At 30.4% G+C, this 15,448-nt stretch carries 15 protein-coding genes, 1 tRNA gene, 1 rRNA gene and 1 riboswitch; of the genes, 4 read left to right on the plus strand and 13 right to left on the minus strand.

Annotation, left to right across the window (positions count from 1 at the left end; translation table 11 throughout):
* Positions 1-648 precede the first annotated feature (648 nt).
* Positions 649-1,587 carry a GNAT family N-acetyltransferase gene (locus J2Z44_RS20340; protein ID WP_021285750.1) on the minus strand — a complete coding sequence of 313 codons (939 nt, stop codon included), beginning with the start codon at positions 1,585-1,587 and terminating at the stop codon, positions 649-651.
* Entirely contained in the window at positions 1,580-2,767 is a 1,188-nt protein-coding gene (locus J2Z44_RS20345; RefSeq protein ID WP_021285749.1) for an MFS transporter, read from the minus strand. The genes J2Z44_RS20340 and J2Z44_RS20345 overlap by 8 nt, the downstream gene beginning before the upstream one ends.
* Before the next feature lie 205 nt (positions 2,768-2,972).
* On the opposite strand from J2Z44_RS20345, the gene J2Z44_RS20350 reads away from it, so the two are divergent.
* On the plus strand, positions 2,973-4,172 hold the full coding sequence (locus tag J2Z44_RS20350; protein WP_021285748.1) for a class I SAM-dependent methyltransferase: 1,200 nt from the start codon (positions 2,973-2,975) through the stop codon (positions 4,170-4,172).
* Positions 4,173-4,325: 153 nt separating this feature from the next.
* Here the strand turns inward: J2Z44_RS20350 and J2Z44_RS20355 are convergent, their stop codons facing one another.
* On the minus strand, positions 4,326-5,120 hold the full coding sequence (locus tag J2Z44_RS20355) for a tRNA threonylcarbamoyladenosine dehydratase (RefSeq protein ID WP_021285747.1): 795 nt from the start codon (positions 5,118-5,120) through the stop codon (positions 4,326-4,328).
* A 545-nt stretch (positions 5,121-5,665) separates the two neighbouring features.
* A riboswitch (THF riboswitch) is annotated at positions 5,666-5,767 on the plus strand.
* Positions 5,768-5,833: 66 nt separating this feature from the next.
* Between J2Z44_RS20355 and J2Z44_RS20360 the strand changes: the two genes are divergently transcribed.
* Positions 5,834-6,346, plus strand: a complete 513-nt coding sequence (locus tag J2Z44_RS20360) for a folate family ECF transporter S component (RefSeq protein WP_021285746.1) — start codon at positions 5,834-5,836, stop codon at positions 6,344-6,346.
* Between the two features lie 71 nt (positions 6,347-6,417).
* Here the strand turns inward: J2Z44_RS20360 and J2Z44_RS20365 are convergent, their stop codons facing one another.
* The 6 genes from J2Z44_RS20365 to J2Z44_RS20390 form a co-directional block, all read right to left on the minus strand.
* A complete protein-coding gene (locus tag J2Z44_RS20365; RefSeq protein WP_021285745.1) occupies positions 6,418-7,662 on the minus strand; it encodes a DUF1015 domain-containing protein in 1,245 nt (414 codons plus the stop codon).
* 184 nt (positions 7,663-7,846) lie between these two features.
* Positions 7,847-8,761, minus strand: a complete 915-nt coding sequence (locus J2Z44_RS20370; protein ID WP_021285744.1) for a D-2-hydroxyacid dehydrogenase — start codon at positions 8,759-8,761, stop codon at positions 7,847-7,849.
* Between the two features lie 155 nt (positions 8,762-8,916).
* Positions 8,917-9,993 (minus strand): pyridoxal-phosphate-dependent aminotransferase family protein, encoded by a 1,077-nt coding sequence (locus J2Z44_RS20375; RefSeq protein WP_021285743.1) that lies wholly within the window; start codon positions 9,991-9,993, stop codon positions 8,917-8,919.
* A 164-nt stretch (positions 9,994-10,157) separates the two neighbouring features.
* Positions 10,158-10,343: a hypothetical protein gene (locus tag J2Z44_RS20380; RefSeq protein ID WP_021285742.1), complete on the minus strand. Its 186-nt coding sequence runs from the start codon at positions 10,341-10,343 to the stop codon at positions 10,158-10,160.
* Between the two features lie 271 nt (positions 10,344-10,614).
* Entirely contained in the window at positions 10,615-10,779 is a 165-nt protein-coding gene (locus J2Z44_RS20385) for a hypothetical protein (protein WP_021285741.1), read from the minus strand.
* Positions 10,780-10,954: 175 nt separating this feature from the next.
* A complete protein-coding gene (locus J2Z44_RS20390) occupies positions 10,955-11,671 on the minus strand; it encodes a beta/alpha barrel domain-containing protein (protein WP_021285740.1) in 717 nt (238 codons plus the stop codon).
* 145 nt (positions 11,672-11,816) lie between these two features.
* Here J2Z44_RS20390 and J2Z44_RS20395 point away from each other — a divergent pair, with 145 nt between their 5' ends.
* Both J2Z44_RS20395 and J2Z44_RS20400 read left to right on the plus strand, forming a co-directional pair.
* The gene (locus tag J2Z44_RS20395) at positions 11,817-13,061 is read left to right on the plus strand and encodes a DUF1576 domain-containing protein (RefSeq protein WP_021285739.1); all 1,245 of its coding nucleotides are present in this window, start codon (positions 11,817-11,819) and stop codon (positions 13,059-13,061) included.
* Positions 13,062-13,064: 3 nt separating this feature from the next.
* A complete protein-coding gene (locus tag J2Z44_RS20400) occupies positions 13,065-13,406 on the plus strand; it encodes a hypothetical protein (RefSeq protein WP_021285738.1) in 342 nt (113 codons plus the stop codon).
* Positions 13,407-13,430: 24 nt separating this feature from the next.
* Here J2Z44_RS20400 and J2Z44_RS20405 read toward each other — a convergent pair whose 3' ends face one another.
* The 4 genes from J2Z44_RS20405 to rrf all read right to left on the minus strand — a co-directional run.
* Positions 13,431-13,967, minus strand: a complete 537-nt coding sequence (locus J2Z44_RS20405) for an NAD(+) diphosphatase (RefSeq protein ID WP_021285737.1) — start codon at positions 13,965-13,967, stop codon at positions 13,431-13,433.
* Between the two features lie 284 nt (positions 13,968-14,251).
* Positions 14,252-14,944 carry a DNA/RNA nuclease SfsA gene (gene sfsA / locus J2Z44_RS20410; RefSeq protein WP_021285736.1) on the minus strand — a complete coding sequence of 231 codons (693 nt, stop codon included), beginning with the start codon at positions 14,942-14,944 and terminating at the stop codon, positions 14,252-14,254.
* 328 nt (positions 14,945-15,272) lie between these two features.
* Positions 15,273-15,348: transfer RNA gene (locus tag J2Z44_RS20415), tRNA-Lys, on the minus strand.
* Positions 15,349-15,353: 5 nt separating this feature from the next.
* Positions 15,354-15,448, minus strand: a 5S ribosomal RNA gene (gene rrf / locus J2Z44_RS20420); the annotation flags it as partial.

Raw genomic sequence — 15,448 nt, forward strand, 5'->3', positions numbered from 1 at the left:
CGTTCGTCCTGAGCCAGGATCAAACTCTCAATTTAAAATTGATGTTCGAGCTATGCTCTATTTATCGCTGACTTGTTAAAGTCATTTTGTGAACTGTTAGTTCACTAGAATTAACTGGTTTTACCTTTTTCTCTGTTTAATTTTCAAAGACCAATTTAGCGCTACACTGTAGCGATATCACCATCAACTGGCGACTTGTATATCTTATCACTTTCAAAACTCATTGTCAACATTTTTTTTATTTTAAAATTTTTATTTCAATTTCAAAACTCTGTTGAAGTTTTTTAGTGTTTGTGTCCGTTCTTAAGGACAAGACATATCTTATCATATATATTATACACAAATTTCACTAAGTCATCTATAATTTGTTATTAAGTCTGTAATACTACAAAAAACTTCATAATTCTCCTTATTAAGTATACTGACACACTAGGAATAGTATATATGAAGAATTATAGTATTATTCCATATAAAATGAAATATCATTATTTAAATTCCCTTTAATATACCTATTTATCTTATACTTCACCTATAATCTAAACTTCATAGCAATGTCTTATAATAGTTTTTAGTGTGAAATTTACTTTTGTATATAAAAAAGCTACTTAAGTAACTAATACCCTTAAAATAGCTTTTATAAAATCTTACCTATTCTTTTGTTTTGTAAAAAATAACATGGTCTCTCCATTTTCCGTTTATGTATAAGTACTTTTCACTTATACCTAATTCTGAAAACCCACAGCCCCTTAGGACTCCTTGAGATTTTTTATTCTCTACAAGAGTACTAGCTTCTATTCTATGAAGGTTTAACTCCTCATAGGCATATTCCGTTACTAGCTTTACTGCTTCTTTCATATAACCTTTACCTTGATAAGCTTCATCAATAGAGTATCCAATAAATCCACTTTTAAATACTCCATAAACTATGTTGTATAATCTTATTCTTCCAATAAATTTATTATCTTTGTATATACCAAAGTGTGCTCCTTCATCTTTAAAAAACTGCTTATAATTTTCTGTTAAGGACTGGACTTGTGTTTCTAACTTATAAAAAGCTTCATCCCTATGAGGTTCAAACTTAGAAAGATATTCTCTGTTTTTTATATAGTAGTTTAAAAGTTCTTCTCCATCATCAGGAGTGAGAACCTTAATACATATACGCTCTCCTTCTATGATAAAATCCTTAGTAATAAGATTGTTGTTATACTCCTCTTCAGTTATTCCAAATAGCAATGCATTGTTAAATTTTCCTCCCACAATAACATTGTCAGAAAGAAATCCTTCTAGGGTAAATCCTAAATTAGTGAAAGGACTTAAAGTAATCTTTTCATCACAAATAACATTAACCTTATGAATGTTATTCTTTCTTATTAGAGCTTCTAAAATTAATTTTAAAGCCTCTTCTATAAGCTTATCTTGTTCTTTGCTATCCTTATAAAATTTTAATCTAAGTAGGATGTTTTTATTATCTTTATCTAAATTTAAAATAAATACTCTTCCTATAGTAATACCTACAGAATCCCTTATTATATAGTTATTCTCTTGTTCTTCTATATAATCTATACTAACGTATCTTCCTTTATCCATTATGCTCAACCTGCCTTAAAGTTAAATTATTTTTGGTATTACTATAAATTAAAAATATAAAAATTATAGAAGTAATTAAACTTGCTGGAATCATATAAAAGGCTTTTGTAGTACCAATTATATCACTTAAGCTTCCCATGATATAATTTAATATCATATTTACCGAACTAGAGAAGGTAATAATTACTCCCGTAATATAAGTACTATTTTCCTTAAAAACACTCCTTATGGTTACTGTAAGAGTTGGGAATGTTATAGCAAAGAATAATCCTGAAATACATATTAAAACTAAAGCAAAGTTCCCTATTATTAATCCAGTAATAAATAAAATAATAGCTATAGCTAGTGATACTAATATAGATTGCAAGTATCCCTTTTTCTCAACAACAAATCCCCCTACAAGTCTTCCTATAGTAAATAAAAAGAAGAAGGCTGATAGGTATAAAGAGCTTTTACTAAAGCTGTAGCCATAGCTTTCTTGTAGAAAATTAACAAGCCAGCTGGCAGTACCAACCTCTGCATACACATAAAAGCCAAGACCTAGTCCATAAAAATACAGCAACTTTTCCTTAAATATCTTAGTAATATTGAACCCCTTGTTGTCATGAGCCTTATGAACCTCAGGAACCTTAATAAAACAAAATCCTATACTTACAAGTAAAAATAAAGTAGCTATTCCTACATATATATTTCTCCAAGCTACTCCCTTATCTACTAAATACCCCACACTAAGCTGCCCCACGGTTGAACCGACTCCATAACAAAAATGAGTTAGGTTCATAATTATAGCCTGAAAAGATATAAATACTAGGGGAATAAGAGTATTAATTCCTATACTAATTAGTGCATTTCCTAAATTCATAAGAAACATATACATTATTAATGAATTAAAGGTATTTGCAGTTGACATTAGGAATATGGATATAGTCATAAACATAAGTCCTAAGAAAAACACCTTTCTTTGGCCTATCTTTTCGCACAAAATTCCTCCTACATAAGTAAATATTATATAGGCAAAAGTACCTAAGCTTAGCATAAGCCCTATATCTGTATTGCTCACCATAAAAACTTCTTTGAAAATTGGAATTAGTATCCCCTTTGAGTTGTCTATGATTGCATTAAAGGCCATTATTAAAAACATAAAAATAATAATCCGTAAATTTTCTTTGTTTTGTCTCACTCTATCCCTCCATTCCACACCAAAAATATTATATCATATTTTTTATAAAACAATGAATAAGTTGAGTATGCTAAGTCACTTATTTAGTCAAGAATCTAAGTAGCATAGTAGCTATTTTTATTGGAAATACTTTTAGTAACTATGTTCTTTTGGTATACTAACCATATTATAACTCTGCAGAACTTAGAAAGGTGATAAGAATAAAATGAATAAAAACAACATAAGTAAATTAAAGCTATTTTTTATGGGTTTAGAAAATAGATTTTCAGAGAATAAATCCATTTTCAATCATATAACTGTTAATTATGTCTCTGGTCTTAAGAATTTTAAGGGTATTGCCAACTTATCAGAGGATGGGGATAACACCCTTCAATATAACTTCAAAGGTATTACTAAGGCTGTTACTATTAAAGAACTTTTTGATGAGGTTCTCCTTGAGGCTGAAAGCTATGAGTCTCTTTCTTTGACTTATAGTGAAAGGGGAGAGGTAATTTTAATAACTGCTGATAATAAGAACGTATTAATGAAAAATGTAGATGTAGATAAGCTTCAAGATGAGGAGTCTTCTTCTCCAACAAAAGAACCTGTATCCCATACAAACACTTCTACGCTTCTTAATAGAGATTACTATATAAAGGTTGGAAAAGCAGATGCCTTACTTAAAGAAATCGGTATAATGAGTAAGGACGGTAAAATTAAAAATGATAAAATAAGAAAATATAATCAAATAGATCACTATGTGGAACTTTTAGAAGGAATTTTAGATGAGCTTCCTAAAAATCAAACTATAAATATATTAGATTGTGGTTGTGGTAAGTCATATTTATCTTTCGTACTTAACTATTATTTAACAGAAGTTAAAAGAAGGAAATGCCACTTCATAGGGTTAGACTATTCTGAAGGAGTAATAGAAAGCTCTAAGTCTATGGCTACTAATTTAGGCTATAGGAATATGGAGTTTCATGCTATAGACATTAAAAATTATGTTCCTAACAAAAAAATTCATGTAGTTATTTCCCTTCATGCTTGTGATACAGCCACAGATATGGCTCTAGCTCTTGGAATTAAAGTAGAGTCTGACGTAATAATCGCAGTTCCTTGTTGCCATAGAGAATTATTAAATCAATATTCTTATGATCCGTTTAAAAATATCCTTAAGCATGGGGTATTTAAAACTAGGCTTGCCGATATGTTAACTGATGGTATGAGAAGCTTAATGTTAGAAGCTAGGGGTTATGATGTTTCCGTGGTTGAATACATTTCTCCATTAGAGACTCCTAAAAACTTAATGATTAGAGCAATTAAGAAAAGGGATGAAAATCCTAGTGCAATGGATGAGTATATGAGCCTAATGGCAAAACTTAACGTCTACCCTGCACTTTATAGTTTTTTAAATGAATGGTAAAATAAATATGATGTTAAATAATTTTCATTGTTAAACAACCAGTGAAAATTATTTATTCACACTTTTATATCATTGATAATTTAATTACCAAAATATATTATATAAAATGAAACTCCCAGTAAAAGTAACATCTCTTACTGGGAGTTATTAGTTTTATAATTTTATAACTTGCTTCTCTCTTTCTTTTTTGAAGCTTTCCTTTATTAAATCCTTTATAACCTCTCCCCCAATTATCATTCCAGCTACTGGAGGTACAAAAGAGTTACTTGCAGGAATTTGACGTTTTATTGCGCACTTTTTCGATCCACCAGTACAAACACAACCTGTTTTGCAGGTTATTACTTCATCTTGCTTTGGTTTTGTTGGAATCTCCTCTGAGTAAAGAACCTTACAATTTTTAACTCCTCTTTTTCTTAATTCATATCTCATTACCTTAGCAAGAGGGCAAACCTTGGTAGTATATATATCTGCAATTCTAAACATAGTAGGATCAAGCTTATTTCCTGTTCCCATGCAACTAATAATCTCAATATTTCTTTCATTACAATACTCTATTAATGCTATTTTAGAAGACACAGTATCAATTGCATCAACTACGTAGTCTGTATCATCTGTTATTATTTCTCCTATATTATCCTTTGTAACAAAGACCTCGTGAGTTATAACTTCACATTTTGGGTTTATACTTAAAACTCTTTCTTTCATTACTTCAACTTTGCTTTTTCCTAAAGTTTTAACTGTTGCATGTATTTGTCTATTAAGATTAGTTAAGCACACAGCATCATCATCTATTAAAACTAACTTTCCAACAGCTCCCCTAGCTAATGCTTCTACAGTAAAGCTTCCTACTCCACCTATTCCAAATACTATAACCTTACTATCCTTTAACACATCTAAAGACTCTTTTCCTATTAAAAGTTCTGTTCTTGAAAATCCATGTTGAGCCATCTTTTTCACTCCTTTATGTAATGAGGGTATGTGCATAAAGCACTAATACCCAACTTTTATTTAGATTTATTATAAATTCATAACATGTATATTTAATACTAAAAGTGAGATTTAATCAAGTAGCATTATACAATTATATTATTCTCAACTACATCCCTAACTATTTACTTAATACTATAGAGAAATACTTTGTTTAATATAAGAGGTATTAAAACACACTCTTTATAAAAAATGGGCATTATAATTATGATCTTATAACTAAAAACTAAATTTTTTAACTCAAAGAAAATATTTAATATTCAGATACTGTTAGAATTTAAATATATAGAATGCAATAAAGGTACTGAATAAATATGTCTAATTCTATTTTCTACTCTCTTTATATTAAGTTGCTTAAACTTCTCTTACAATCTAAAAGTAATATTACAGCCTATGTACTTAATTTAATAAAGTCCATTATTTACAGCTTGTCTATATATATCTTAAATATTCTATTGTAATCCTATAAATAAATAATTATAATTAAATTGCAAATACAAAAAATTGGCAGAGTAGATAATTGTGCGTTAAGTGTCAGTCGGACGGGAAGTTGCCGCTGAACGAAAAATCAAGTTTGATTTGCGGTACAATTGTCGCATTCCGCTGCCACAGAAAAGAATTCTTTATCTTTATGTGGCGTATTTGACATAGATAAAGGAGGTATTTCATTTAAAATGAAAACAACACGTACTTTAGTAATCATGTCCTTATTTATTGCCCTGGAGATAATCCTTACAAGGTTTTTATCCATCCAGACACCTATTCTTAGAATTGGTTTTGCCTTTGTGGCAACATCCTTATGCTCAATTATTTTAGGTCCAGTTCTAGGTAGTATAGCAGCAGGAGTTGCTGATATCTTGGGAATGATAATTTTTCCTCAAAGTGCATATTTCCCGGGTTTTACTCTTAGTGCCCTACTATCAGGCTTAATCTATGGACTTATGCTTCACAAGAAGAATATTTCAATCCTTCGTGTAGCTCTTACTGTGTTAATAATAACAATATTCGTAGATTTAGGACTTAATACTTTATGGCTTTCCATGATTACTGGCAAAGCAGTGTTTGCACTTATTGGCCCTAGGTTCATAAAGAGTTTGATTATGTTTCCAATACAAGTTATTCTAATACATGTTGTTTGGAAATATATAGCTTCTCATGTAAGAAATTTAATTCCAAATAATAGCTAATATATTTCAGCAATAAAAATAAAGGTAATCTATAAGCTACCTAGCTTATAGATTACCTTTTAAAATTATAATTAGCTTAATTCGTGAACGAATATTCCACTTCTTAATTTTGGCTCGAACCAAGTTGATTTTGGAGGCATAACTTCTCCTGCATCAGCAATGTTCATAAGCTCAACTATGCTTGTTGGATACATTGAGAAAGCAACTTTCATGCCTTCTTTTACTCTTCTTTCAAGCTCTCCAAGTCCTCTGATTCCACCTATAAAGTCTATTCTGTCAGATGTTCTTGGATCTTCAATAGCAAGTATTGGTCTTAAAAGATTTTCTTGAAGTATAGAAACGTCTAAGCTCTTAACTGGATCTTTTGGATCAAAAGTTCCTTCTTTGGCAGTAAGCTTATACCATTTTCCATCTAAGTACATACCAAAGTTTCCTTTAGTTTCTGGTTTGTATTGTCCTTCACCTTTGTACTCTTCTACAGCAAACTTATCAGTAATTTTGTTCATAAATTCTTCTGAAGAATTTCCATTTAAGTCTTGAACTACTCTGTTATAGTCCATTACATATAAATCATCAGCTGGGAATATAACTGATAAGAAGAAATTGAACTCTTCCTCACCAGTATATCCTGGGTTTTGTTCTCTTCTCATTTTACCAACTTTAACAGCTGAAGCTGCTCTGTGGTGACCGTCAGCAATGTAAAGGTATTGAACACCTTTAAATAACTCTTCTAATCTATCTACAGTTTCTTTGCAGTCTATAACCCAAACAATGTGAGATATTCCATCTTCAGATACAAAGTTATACTCTGGCTCTTTTTCAGTCCATTTAGCAACTATTGTATCTATTTCTCCAACGTTTTTATAAGTTAAGAATATTGGACCTGTATTTGCATTACAGTAATCAACGTGATTAATTCTGTCTTGCTCTTTTTCAGCTCTAGTATGCTCGTGTTTTTTTATAATGTTGTTCATGTACTCATCTATTGAAGTACATCCAACTATACCTGTTTGTACTCTTCCATCCATAACTTGTCTGTAAACGTACATTTTTGGTTCACTATCTTGTATGTATGTTCCTTCTTCTCTCATCTTATCAAGAGTTTTTCTACCTGTTTCATACACTACTTTATCATATTGATTTATGCTTGGATCTAAATCAATTTGTGGTTTGTCAACATGTAAAAAAGAATATGGATTTCCTTTTACCATCTCTCTTGCTTCTTGCGTATTCATAACGTCATAAGGAAGAGCAGCTACTTTATCTACTAACTCTTTTGTTGGTCTTATAGCTTTAAAAGGTCTTACTACTGCCATGGTTGTTCCTCCTAAAATTAAAAAATTTTTATATATGAAATATACTAAAGAATTTAATGAATTCTTAGTTTTTTATATTCTACCTAAAGTAAGTTAATTTAAAACCTCTTTACTTTAAAAAACCATTAATATCAATACCTATTAATACTAATATTAATGGTTAAATTTGCTGTAATATAGATTCTTATTTATTAAAGAAATCTACGATTATACTAACTATTTCTTCACCTATTCTTGTTTGTGCTTCAACTGTAGCAGCTCCAATATGAGGTGTTACAGATACTTTTGGATGGTTAACAAGTTCAGTGTTTTTAGTTGGCTCTTCTACGAATACGTCAACTCCAGCTCCTGCTAATTTTCCGCTGTTTAAAGCTTCTATTAAAGCAGCCTCATCAACAACTCCACCTCTAGCACAGTTTATTAATATAGCTCCATCTTTCATCATTTCAAATTGAGCTTTACCAATAGTAGCACCTTGCTCTTTTATAAATGGAATGTGTAATGATACATAGTCAGCTTGTGGTAGTAATTCTTCTAAAGAGCAGAATTCATACTCATCTTGACCTTCCATTTTGCCCATTATATCAGTGTATATAACTCTCATTCCTAGAGCTTTACCTCTTTTTGCAAGTTCTCTAGAAATTCTTCCGAAACCAACTAAACCAAGAGTTTTTCCTCCGATTTCAGTTCCTTCATATTTTTTCTTATCCCACTTGCCTTCTCTCATTGATACATTAGAGATGTTTATAAATCTTGCTACTGCAAACATATGAGCTAATGCTAGTTCTGCAACTGATGCACTACTTGCATTTGGAGTATTCATAACTTTTATTCCCTTTTCCATAGCATAAGCTACGTCTATGTTGTCTACTCCAACTCCACCACGGATAACTAATTTTAATCTTCCAGCTTCAGCTGCTTTATCTATAATTGGTTGTCTGATTTTTGTTGCACTTCTTACAACTACAACATCAAACTCTTGTAATGCTGATCCTAAATCTTCTGGCTCATAGAATTTTTCTACAACTTCAAATCCTTTTTCTTTAAGAGCTTGCACTCCACTAGCTTCCATTCCATCAGTAACTAATATTCTTATCATGGTAATCCTCCCACTTATATAATGTAATTGTTTTCCTAAGAAATTTTAAAATTTTTCATAAAAAGAAAAGTATTCAAATGATTATATTACAACAGGAATTATTAAAACTTAAGTTAAGAAGGGTTTTCCCCTTCTTAACTTTATGTTACCAGTAATTATTCAAGTCCTAATATTTCATTGATTACTTTTAATAACTCTTCTATTTCCTCTACAGTTCTTTCAGCCATATGAGCTATTCTGAAAGTCTTGTCTTTTAACTTACCATAACCGTTAGAAATTTGATATCCTCTTTCTCCTAAAGCTTTGTTAAGAGCAGCTATATCTATGTTTCTAGTATTTTTTATGTTAGTTAATGTATTTGACATATATTTATCTTCTGGTAAAATTTCGAAGTATTTTCTAGCCCAAGCTCTAACTACTTCTCCACCAGCTATATGTCTAGCATATCTGTTTTCTAATCCTTCTTTGTTTATGATTTTGTCTAGTTGATACTCTAGAGCAAACATATGAGCTAATGAAGGAGTTGATGGATATTGGTAATCTTTCTTTTGGATGTACTCATATAATCCTAAAAGATCTAAGTATATTCCTCTGTATGGAACTTGTTTTGCTCTTTCTATTGCCTTTTTAGAGAAAGTACACATAGACATTCCTGCTGGAAGTCCTATACATTTTTGAGTTGAAGTTATACAAATGTCTACTCCCCACTCATCAACTTTAAGCTCAGTACCACCTGCTGAACTTACTGTATCTAAACAGAATACTACGTCAGGATATTTTTTAACCACTTCAGCAATCTCATCAAGTGGGTTCATTAATCCAGAAGAAGTTTCATTGTGTGTCACTGTTATTAAGTCATATTTTCCTGTTGATAATACTTCTTCTACTTGCTCTGGAGTTGTTGGTTTACCCCATTCAACTTCAAATAAGTCTGCTGGAACATTGTTAGCAACAGCCATTTCGTACCATCTCTTACCAAAAGCTCCTACAGCAAATATTGCAGCTCTCTTAGCTGTACATGAACGAACAGCACCTTCCATTAAACCACTTCCAGAAGTAGTTGAAAGTAATATTTCTTCTTTAGTATTGAAGATAACTCTCATATACTCACTGATTTGTCTTTGAATTCTAGAAGCTTCTTTACCTCTGTGTCCAATTTGTGGTGTAGCCATTTTTTCAAGAACGTCTGGAGCCACATCTACTGGTCCTGGTATAAATAATTTTTTATGCATAATTCACCCTCCAAGTTTTTTGGATATTCCAATATTTTTATTTTTTAGTCTTGAAGCCCAAAACCATTATCATTTTAACATTTATGTATTAAATTCTCAAGTTAAACAACTCAAAAATTTGTAAATATTAACTACCTTTGAATAAATATTTTAATTTAATTTTACTAATTTAATCTTATTTTTCCATATACTTCATCAAATAAGTCTTTTACACATTTTCCTCTAACATAATTTGTACATGTATTACAACTTTCGCTAGATTCCAACATGCTCATCATAGAAAAATAATTTCTATTATTATAACCCGGACAATTTTGGGCTACTCTCATCTTTATTTCGCTAGATACCATATAAATCCTCCTATAAACATTTTAAGGTTTTGTAAACCTTTTAAGTGATTATATAAAATACTACCTATTTATGCTTATTTTCCTTTATAAAGGTAATATTTATACGAAAACTTTAAACTATTTATAAAAATTTTTATGGAGTCTAATTTAGTTTTTAGATATATATTTCTCTAAAGCTATTGTTGTGCTTAATCATAAAAAATATTCAAAGAATAAATTTGGTTTAAATTAATTATTATTAAATATTTGTTAACTTAAAAAAATCAATAATTTATTGGATTTCTAGTACTGATTCTGTTTCTTTACAATATTTAGTTATTAAACACTGTCCTAAATTTCTTGGGCATCTTTTACACATGCAGTTCTCTACATTACCATCACACTTTCCTGAAGTACCCTCAGGACACTTTTTACAATTGTATACTACTATAGTCATATTGTCTCCTTTTAATCTTTTAAGTATAAACTTTATTGCTTAAATTTAATTTACTCATTTCCAAAACACTCTAATGAAACCCCATTGAATTCCATGTACAAGTTAAGTATTTATCTTGATTTCCTATATACTAATTTTATACTTAGCATAAATTTATGCTAAGTATAAATTTATGCTACTTTATTAAATTGTCATTTTCATCTGAATTTGATTCAGCACTTTCCTGCTCGTACCTTTTTCTATGCCCAATCATAATTTCATTTAGAATCTCTCCAGTATTTGGTGGTGTATACGTAATAGCATTGGCGCCAGCTTCAATGGTTTCTCTTATACTTTCCTCCGTTGGCCCTCCTGTTGCTAAAATAGGAAACTCTGGATGCTTTTCACGAATTTTTCTTACTATCTCTGGTGTTCTTTTAGATCCTGAAACATTTAAAATTGTAGCTCCAGAATTTATTCTAGCTTCAATATCTTCAAATTCTGAAACTACTGTAACTATTATAGGTATATCAATAGTTTCCCTCATTTGACTTATAACTTCATTTGGAGTAGATGAATTTACAACCACACCCATAGCTCCCTTAAACTCTGCATCTAAAGCTAGGTTTATTACTCTTTTTCCTGTGGTAATTGCTCCACCAACACCACAAAATAATGGTACATCAGAAGCTAAAATAAGTGCCTCTGTGATAATTGGCTGTGGAGTAAAGGGGTAAACTGCTATAACCGCATCTGCATTGGTATTTCTTATAATGGCTACATCTGTTGTAAATACAAAAGATTTTAGCCTTTTTCCGAAAATCATTATTCCACTAGCATCTCTTATAGCTTTAGGAAGTTCTATCATATGGCTTCTTAATAATCCTTTAAATTCAGGTATATGCTTTCTCATAAACATTTCTCCCTTAACAATGAAAATAATTGTAGTTAAAATACATATTTATTATTATAATAATATTAGAAAATTATAAATAATTATATATTAGTGCTTATATATTACAACTTAACCAAATAAAACTTTATGCGAGGAGGCTATTATGATAAAAAACTTAAAACTTCCCCTGCCGTATCTTCTGGTTACGTGCTACAGCACTTTACTAATTATAATAGGGCTATCTATTGATAGTATATCAGAAATAACCCATGGGTTAAAAACTATCGTCTTAAACTCAGATATTCTTATTACTGATTATATAGAATTAGGTGGTATTGGTGCAACCCTTATAAACTCATCCCTTGTACTGTTAAGTTACATTTTTATACTAACATTTTTAAAAGTTACCCCTTCTGGGCCAATTATGGCTGCTCTTTTTACAGTAGCTGGCTTTTCACTATTTGGTAAAAACATTGTAAATATATGGCCAATTATCTTCGGTATATGGCTTTACTCTAAATATCAAAAGGAACCCTTTTCTAACTACATTATAATATCATTATTCGGAACAACCTTATCTCCAACTGTAACCCAATTAGTTGTAACTAATTCTATTCCATCCTTTATTTCCTTAACTGGCGGACTTCTTATAACAATATCAATAGGTTTTTTACTTCCACCTATGGCATCCTACACTTTAAAGCTACATCAGGGTTATAACCTTTATAATATAGGTCTTGCTGCTGGCTTGCTAGGAACTCTTTTAATGTCTGTACTAAGGGCTTTTGGTATAAATTTTGGTACAAGACTAATTTGGTCTACTGGCAATAATAAGCTATTTTCTATTTTATACATTTCTTTATTTTTAATATTAATTATTACTGGATATATTTACAATGGTAAAAGCTTTAAAAATTTATTTAAACTATATAATACCTCTGGTAGATTAATTAGTGATTATTACATAATTTTCGGTAAAGGAATAACACTAATTAATATGGGGCTTTTAGGAATCTTTTCTACCCTAATGGTTATTGCTGTTAATGGGGAGTTGAATGGCCCCACTCTAGGGGGTATACTTACTATAACTGGCTTTGGTGCCTTTGGTAAGCACTTAAGAAATACTGTACCCATTATGGTAGGTGCTATACTGTGCTCTCTACTAAATATATGGTCTATTAACTCACCTAACATGCTTTTAAGTATTTTGTTTAGTACAACAGTTGCTCCCATATCTGGAAGTTTTGGTTGGTACTTTGGGATACTTGCAGGTTTTCTTCATACCTGTCTAGTTATGAATATTGGCTATTTGCATGGTGGTTTAATACTATACAATAATGGATTTTCTGGCGGTATTATTTGTATGATTTTAGTTCCACTAATTACAGCCTTCAGAAAGGAAGCTTAATAAATGAGACACTTACGTCAAAGAAACCTAAAAATTATAACTGAAATTATGAATTATTTACTGAAAATTGGTTGTGAGAAAATACATCTAGATTACTTTGTAGAGCACGATAACTTAAATATTAATTTTTCTTGCTTAGTGGAAAATCTAGATGAAAAGTCTATATCGAATATGAAAACCTTGCTTAGCATTCCAAGGAGATATGACATGGAAGAATATTATTGGGAATTAACAGGGGATGATGATTTAGATACTGAATTATCTTTAGTTGGCATGATGGTAGACCATGTAGACATTTACTATACCAACAACAATCTTAAAATTCATTTAAAAAGATTAATATAAGTAAGGTTCATATTTTAACCTTACTTATATTAATGAATTTATATCACATGAATATGCTTTGTGCCCTTTATATTGCACTTCTTCTAAAACCTTTTTAACAATATTCTTACCAATCTCGTCTTCAGTCATTTCGCATAGTGCATTTTCTAAGCTTTCCCATTGAACCCATTCAACTTCAGCAGACTTTTCTATTTCTCCCTCTAGGTATGTTGCCATAAATGTAATCATTAATAATTCTTTTGACTTTATACATTGGCTTCCTAAATATTTAATATTGTCAATTGTTATCCCGGTTTCTTCTTTAACCTCTCTATATACTGTTTCTTCTAAGGTTTCACCAACAGTTACATAACCTGATACTAAAACTTTTGAGTTTTTAAAAATATAACTTTGTTTAAGAAGAAGAATTTCATCATCCTTTACTACAGCCACTACTACACATGGTTTAGGAGTATCAAAATACATAATATCATCATATTCGCAATATGGGACTCCACCTTCATCCCAACTGTATTTTTCAATTAAACTTCTACCACATAGCGGACAAAATTTAAACTTCAAAAAAATCTCCTCATTTCGTCAGTAATATATCTCGTTAAATTTATTATATATTAAATGTAGTAATATAAACATGTAATATTTTCAAATAAAATTTATTTTCACATAAAATAAAGACCCAACTTTCAGTTGAGCCTTTATCACAAGGAAATATTGTTTTTGTGGAAATAATTTTTAAATCTGTTACAACAATATGATACCATATATTTCTTTGCTTAAGGTTTTGATTTCTAAATAGTAATTCCTTCTATTATAGTGTTTATTAATAGTATAATAAAATGAAAAACTTAAAGATTCACTTGTACCCTTTTAGATAGGGTTATGAAATTTTCTCCTAAATTACACTCATAAGCAAAAACATCTACTCCATTAATACTTGCAAATCTTAAAGCATCTCCAAACTCCCTATCCATTTTATCATGTGGAGAAAAGCTTTCAACATCATCCATTTGAATTAAGAACAATACACCTGCACCTCTGCCAGTATTTTTAACTTCTATAAGCTCTAAAAGGTGCTTTCTTCCACGTTCTGTAGGTGCATCTGGAAACATAGTCTTTTTATTATTTTCTAGAGTAACACCCTTTACTTCTAGGTAGTACTCCTCTCCAGCTTCATTGCTTAATTTAAAGTCAAATCTACTATTTCCAAAAGTTTTCTCTCTTAAAACTATATTATACTTCTTTAAATCTGGTATGTTTCCTAAGATTAGGGCTTCTTCCACAACTTTATTAGGAACTTGAGAATCTATATTAATAAGTTTATCTCCCTTATACCCAGCAATTAAGCTATATCTAGTTTTTCTATGTTCCCCTGACTCTTCTCTAAGTACAACTTTGCAGCCTGGAACTAAAATTTCTCTACATCTACCCGTATTAGGTACATGAACTAATTCTTCCTTTCCATCTACAATTACATAACCTTGAAACCTATTAGGTCTTCTCACAAATTCTACAACTCTTGTATTTTTATCAAAAATCATTTTATCAGCTCCAAACTTATATGATTTTATAATTAATATGAACTCTATATTTCCATTACTTACTTTTTACCATAGCTTCCCTTGAAAAAAATAAAACTTATCCACATTTTATTTTTACTTATATAGTTTTATCCACTAATTATTAATAAATGTTAGTAATCTTTTATATAATTTTTTTATACGAAAATAAATATAATTTATAATTTTAAATTTATACCATACTACAACTATAGTATAGTAATTATATTTATTCACCATTATTAGACTAAAACTTACTGATGTTTTAAATTAATTATAAACAAAAAAGCACTTCAATACGAAGTGCTTTTGGTGGCTCACCGGGGGATCGAACCCCGGACACCATGATTAAAAGTCATGTGCTCTACCGACTGAGCTAGTGAACCATATGACCTGGCGACCACCTACCCTCCCACAAAGTCTCCCTTGCAGTACTCTTGGCCGTTTAGAGCTTAACTTGCGTGTTCGGTATGGGAACGAGTGTAT

This window comes from Clostridium punense, assembly GCF_017874425.1.
GTDB lineage: Bacteria > Bacillota > Clostridia > Clostridiales > Clostridiaceae > Clostridium_J > Clostridium_J punense.